4 protein-coding genes are annotated in these 6,218 nt (G+C 74.9%); all 4 read left to right on the top strand.

Annotated features, from left to right (window positions below):
* Nucleotides 1–86 precede the first annotated feature (86 nt).
* Complete coding sequence (locus E4099_RS27650; RefSeq protein WP_209446767.1) at nt 87–851, top strand: ComEA family DNA-binding protein; 765 nt, start codon at nt 87–89, stop codon at nt 849–851.
* A gap of 386 nt (nt 852–1,237) precedes the next feature.
* Nucleotides 1,238–4,219 carry a ComEC/Rec2 family competence protein gene (locus tag E4099_RS27655; protein ID WP_167828499.1) on the top strand — a complete coding sequence of 994 codons (2,982 nt, stop codon included), beginning with the start codon at nt 1,238–1,240 and terminating at the stop codon, nt 4,217–4,219.
* A gap of 129 nt (nt 4,220–4,348) precedes the next feature.
* Nucleotides 4,349–4,990 (top strand): helix-turn-helix domain-containing protein, encoded by a 642-nt coding sequence (locus tag E4099_RS27660; protein ID WP_245245227.1) that lies wholly within the window; start codon nt 4,349–4,351, stop codon nt 4,988–4,990.
* Nucleotides 4,990–6,218 (top strand): MFS transporter (locus E4099_RS27665; RefSeq protein WP_135341857.1); only part of this gene is annotated, 1,229 nt, incomplete at its 3' end. The genes E4099_RS27660 and E4099_RS27665, both read left to right, overlap by 1 nt.

Below are 6,218 nucleotides of genomic sequence, written 5' to 3' on the forward strand. Positions count from 1 at the left end.
TATAAGAGACAGCCCCGTCCCTCGAAGACCTCACCGCACCGGACTCCGATCCGCCCACCCCTGCTGCGGTCCCCGACACTGACGCCGTGCGGGGCCGATTACCTCGGGGGGAGCGGCTGCGGGCCGCCGTCGGGGACCGACTTCCCCTGTGGTGGCGGACCCGGTGCGGCATCGAGCCCAGGACGCTCGCCGCTCTGGTCCTGGTGCTGCTCATGGCTGCGGGCTTCGCCGGCTACCACTTCTGGACCGGGCGCCCACAGACCGTCCGCGCGCCCGTCGCCGAGCCGCCGCACGGCGCGGCCACGCCGCCACCTGCCCTGACCGAGGCGGCACGGCCGACCACCGCATCGGGGTCCGGCGCCCAGTCGTCGGTGTCCGCGTCCGGACCCCCGGGAAGCAGCGGCCGGGTGGTGGTGGTCGATGTGGTGGGCAAGGTCCACCATCCGGGCGTGCTCCGGCTGCCCCTCGGCGCACGTGTCACCGACGCCCTGCGCGCCGCAGGCGGAGTACGGTCCGGAGCCGACCTGAGCGGCCTCAACCGGGCCCGGGTGCTCACCGACGGCGAGCAGATCGTGGTCGGCAAGGTCTCGAACTCTGCGGCAGGCGGGGCACCACCGGGACCGGGCGCCGCACCCGGTACGCCCGCGACAGCCCCGGGAAGTCCGGTCAGCCTCAACTCCGCCACCGTCGAGCAACTCGACGCGCTCCCTGGCGTCGGCCCCGTGCTGGCCCAGCACATCCTGGACTACCGCACCCAGCACAGCGGCTTCCGGTCGGTCGACGAGCTGCGCGAGGTCAACGGCATCGGCGCCCGTCGCTTCGCCGATCTGCGTCCCCTGGTCCAGCCGTGAGCGACGACCGGCCCACACCGCCCGTTCCTTGGCCCCACCAGAAGCCAACCGACCCGCCCGGCCGTCCGGTTGACGGATTCCCCCGGACGGCAGCCAGGACCGGAGGGCTCGTCGTCGGCAGACCCCTCGCCGCCCCGTCACACCCCGCCGCCCTGCCTTCGGGCGTCGAGTCGCCACTGGTCACCGAGCCACCGGGCGCCGATCCGCCGCCGGAAGCCGGGCCACTGCCGGGACACGCGTCGCGAACAGGAGCCTCACCGTCACCCGATGGATCACCGCCGCTGGGGCCGACCCCGTCCCCCTCACACACCCGAGATCCCGCCGAGGCAGCCTCACCGGCCCACGGCCCCGCGAGTGCCGCGTCAGCGGCATCCGCTCGTGAGCCCGTGCACGCCGCGGCCGACTCGCCGCTGGGCGCGTCCAACCCCCACCGGGAGGGGCCGACCGATCTACGGCTGGTGCCGCCCGCGTTGGCCGCCTGGGGCGCGGCGGCGCTGGCACTGGGAGCCCCCGGCGCCGTGACCGCAACCGTCTGCGCGGGGGCGGTGGTCCTCGCCCTCGCCCTGCTCTGGCAGGTCCGCCGCGGAGGGTCCACCGCGCCCTCCGCCTCCGTACGGGCCCCGGGACGCCGACGCGGGGGCAACCTCGCGGCGATCGCCATGACGCTGCTGTGCGCCGCGGCGGCGGCAACCGTCGCCGGGCTGCACACCGCGGAGTTGCGGCGCGGCCCGGTGCCGGAGTTGGCCGGCCGGAGCGCCGTGGCGACCGTGGATCTGACGGTCACCAGCGACCCGCGCCGGGTCGCGACGCAGCCGCGCGGCGCCGCCCCGGCCGCGTCCGTGGTGGTCCTCAGCGCCGAGGCCACCCGCGTGACAGCCGCGCCCGGGCCACGCGGGGCAGGGGCCATCGTCCGGACCCCGGTCCTGGTGACGGTCCGGCCGCGGACCCCGACCGCCGCCGCCTCCTGGCTGAGGCTGCTGCCCTCCACCCGGCTGCGGGTGGTGGCCCGGCTGTCACCGCCGATGCGCTCTGTCGAACCCTTCGCCGCCGTGCTCCGGGTGCGAGGCGGCGGGGCGCCCGAGGCCACGGGGGCGCCGAGTGCGCCCCAGCGCGTGGCGGGCCGGCTGCGCGAGGGGCTGCGGACCGCCACCGAGGGGCTCGGCCCGGACGCCCGAGCCCTGCTGCCCGGGCTGGTGGTCGGGGACACCTCACGGGTACCGGCCGAGCTGGACAAGGCGTTCCGAGCCACCGACCTGACGCATCTGCTCGCGGTCAGCGGCAGCAACCTCACCCTGCTACTCGCCCTGCTGATCGGCCCACCGCACCTGGCCCACCGCAGCGAACGGCGCGGCCTGGCCGCCCGGTTGGGCATTCCGCTGCGTGGTACCGCCCTGCTCGGCGGCGCCCTCACACTCGCCTTCGTGGTGGTGTGCCGCCCGGAGCCCAGCGTGCTGCGCGCGGCTGCCTGCGGCCTGATCGCCCTGCTCGCCATCGGCACCGGCCGCCGCCGTTCGCTGCTCCCCGCGCTGGCCGCGGCGGTGCTGGCCCTGGTGCTCTATGACCCGTGGCTGGCCCGGAGTTATGGATTCCTGCTGTCCGTCCTGGCCACCGGTTCGCTCCTCACCCTGGCACCGGTGTGGAGTGTCGCGCTGCGGCGCCGGGGTGTGCCGCCTCGCCTCGCCGAGGTGCTGGCCGCGGGTGCCGCCGCACAGGCGGTGTGCGCGCCGGTCGTGGTGGTGCTGGCGGCGCGGGTGAGCCTGGTGGGGATCCCCTGCAACCTGCTCGCCGAGTGTGCGGTCGGACCGGCCACCGTGCTGGGCTTCGCGGCTCTGGCGACCGCGCCCCTGGCGATGCCGGTCGCCAAGGCGCTGGCCTGGCTGGCGGCCTGGCCGACCGAGTGGCTCGCCACCGTGGCACGCACCGGGGCCGGGCTGCCCGGGGCGGAGGTGGGTTGGCCGGGCGGCTGGGGCGGCGGTCTGCTGCTGGCAGCGGTCACCGCGGCGGCCGTGCCCCTGGTGCGCCGACTGCCGGGCAGGCCCTGGGTGTCCCTGGTCTGCGTGATCCTCCTGCTGGCGGTGGTGCTGCGGCCACCTCCGCTGATCCGCGTCGTCACCGGCTGGCCGCCGCCCGGCTGGCGGATGGTGGCCTGCGACGTGGGGCAGGGTGATGCCCTGGTCCTGGCGGCGGGCCGGGGCACGGCCGTGGTCGTGGACACCGGACCGGAACCGGGTGCGGTGGACCGCTGCTTGCGCGTCCTGGGCGTCCGCCGGATCCCGCTGCTGGTGCTGACCCACTTCCACGCGGACCATGTCGCGGGCCTGGCCGGTGTCCTGCACGGCAGGGCGGTCGGCGCGATCGAGACCACCACTCTGGCGGAGCCGGCCGAGCAGGCCGCGTACGTCCGCCGTCAGGCCGCCGCCGCGGGGATCCCGCTGGTGGTCGCGGTGCCGGGGGAGCGGCGCAGCGTCGGACCGCTGTCCTGGGAGGTGCTCTGGCCGCCGTCACCGACCCGGCCGCCTTCCGCAGGCCACTCGACCGGGATGGTGCCGCCGTCGTCTCCCTCAGGAGGGGCCTCGGCCGGGGTGGAACCCTCTGATGGGGCGCCGCTCGAAGGGCCGAACGACGCCAGCGTCACCCTGCTGGTCCGCTCCGCGGGGCTCAGCCTGCTGCTCCTCGGGGACCTTGAGCCAGCGGCACAGCAAGCGCTGCTGGCGGCCTGTCCGGAGCTGCCACCGGTCGATGTGCTGAAGGTCGCGCACCATGGATCGGCCTACCAGGACCCCGGGCTGCTTCACCGGCTGCGACCGCGGCTGGCCGTCATCTCCGCCGGTGCCCACAACCCGTATGGGCATCCGGCGCCGCGCACCATCGCCGTTCTCCGGCACCAGCGGGTGGCGGTGGTCCGTACCGATACCGACGGATCGGTCGCCGTCCTCGGCTCGGGGCCCGGGCTGCGGGCCGTGGTGCGGGGCAGCAGACGCCGTCGCGCGGGCCGCCATCCGCGGTGCGGGGTGGCCAGGCGGCAAGCCTGTGCGGCCCGCGCCATTCGCACCTCCTGCACGCCCCCGCCATCTGCACCGCCAACACCTCCCACACCGCCCGCACCATCGACCCGGCCCGCACCGCCCGCACCATCGACCCGGCCCGTACGGCCGAGGCAGCCCACCCGGCCCGCACCGCCCGCACAGCATGCACGGCCCGGCTCATCCACACCCGCCCGCACCGTCCGCGCAGCCCGCATCGTCCGTGTCGGGTTCCGCGGGGTGGCGTCGACCGAGTCGGCGCCGTTCCGCGGGTTGTCGCCGTTGGGGGGCGTTGTCCGGTTGGGTCGCCGCTGGGGGAAGCGTCGCTCAGGGGAGGAGAGCTGATGGAAGAGGCTTGTAAAGGTTTCTTGCTAAAGATAGCTTTACATCATGTCGGATAAACGGCGAGACTCCCCCCGCGCGACGCGACTGACCGATCCGCGTGCGCTGCGGGCCTATGCCCACCCTCTGCGGATGCGCCTGGTCGGCCTACTCCGCACCGAGGGCCCCTGCACCGCTACCCAGGCCTCCAAGCTCACCGGCGAGTCCGTCGCCAGCTGCTCGTACCACCTGCGGATCCTCGCCAAGTACGGCCTGGTGGAGGAGGCGCCGAGCGGTCAGGGGAGGGAGAAGCCCTGGCGGGCCACCGCCAGGTTCACCCAGTGGCCCTCCTTCAGCGAGGATCCGGTGCTCGCCGAGGCGAGCCGGGAGCTGGAGGGCGCCGTCGTGGAGCGGTACGCGGAGCTGATGAGCCGAGCCGTCGCGGAGCGCCGTACCCTGCCCGGCGAGTGGCAGCGGGGCACGTTCATCGGGGACCAGATCCTCTATCTGACCGCCGCCGAACTCGCCGAGTTGGAGGAGCGGCTGACGGCCCTGTTCCGCCCGTACGAGGACCGGGACGGCGATCCGGCCGCCCGCCCCGAGGGGGCCCGACAGGTCCAGTTCATCCGTGCCGCCTTCCCGCTCGGCGGCGCCGCGCCCGTACCGGACTCCGCCGCGCCGCACCCGGAGGCCGCCCCGGCCGGCACCGAAGACAACGCGGCGCACCAACCCCTGAACCACCGGGCCCCGTCCTGCGGCGAGCGGCCTCCCGCCGACCCTGCGGGCGGCGGCTGATGAGGCGGCGGCTGCCGGCGCTTCTGAACGACCGGCCGTTCCGCCGCTACTGGGCGGGGCAGAGCGTTTCCCTCCTCGGGGACCAGATCTCACTGATCGCCATCCCGCTGACCGCCGTACTGGTGCTGCACGCGGACGCCGCCGAGATGAGCCGGCTCGCCACCGCGGGCCTGCTGCCCGCACTGCTGTTCTCGCTTCCCGCCGGGGCCTGGGCCGACACCCGCACGCACCGCCGCCGGGTGATGATCTGCGCCGACCTGGGCCGGGTCGTGCTGGTCGGCTCGGTGCCCCTCGCCTACGCACTGGACGCGCTCACCCTCACCCAGTTGTACGTGGTCGCCTTCGCCACCGGCACCCTCACCGTCCTCTTCGACGTCTGCAACACGACCCTGTTCGTCGCCCTCACCCCGGACGACCGCTTCATCGAGGGCAGCACCCTGGTCCACGGCAGCCGTTCGATGTCCAGCGTCGCGGGCCCGAGCATCGGCGGAGCGCTGGTGCAACTGCTCGCCGCCCCGCTGGCCCTGGTCGCCGACGCGCTGACCTATCTCACCTCGGCCGGCTTCCTGGCCAGGGTCGCCCCCGCCGAGCCGCCGCCCGCCACCCGTACCAAGGGGCATCTCACCGCGGGGCTGCGCTGGATGCTCCGCTCCGAGGTGCTGCGGGCCACCTTCGCCGCCTCGGCGACCGTGCAGTTCTTCAACTTCATGTTCCACACGCTCTTCGTGCTGTACGCCACCACGGAACTGGGCCTGAGCGCCGGTGCGTTGGGTGCAGCGCTGGGTGTCGGCGCGGTGGGCGGCCTGATCGGCGCGATGCTCACCGGCCGCATAGTCAGCCGTATCGGCGTCGGCCCCGCCGCGATCCTCGGCTATGCGCTGTTCCCGACCCCGCTGCTGCTGGTGCCCCTCGCCGACGGCCCGACCGAACTGGTGCTGACGCTGCTCTTCCTCGCAGAGTTCGGCTCCTGCGCCGGCGCGATGATCGTCGACATCGCGCTGAACTCACTGGAGGCGGCGATCATCCCGGACGCGCTGCGCTCCCGGGTACTGGGCGCCTTCCGCACCGTGGCACACGGGATGCGCCCGCTCGGCGCGCTCACCGCCGGCGTGCTCGGCACCGCGATCGGACTGCGCGCCACGCTGTGGGTGGCCACGTCCGGCGCCGTACTGTGCCTGCTCTGGGTGCTCCCCTCACCCCTGCCGCGCATACGCGCCCTGCCCACCCG

This window comes from Streptomyces palmae (genome assembly GCF_004684805.1).
Classification (GTDB): Bacteria; Actinomycetota; Actinomycetes; order Streptomycetales; family Streptomycetaceae; genus Streptomyces; species Streptomyces palmae.

Bases quoted from the DNA above. Each gene is read 5' to 3' on its own strand.
- E4099_RS27660 (WP_245245227.1), top strand. From the start codon at position 4,349: ATGCGCCTGGTCGGCCTACTCCGCACCGAGGGCCCCTGCACCGCTACC.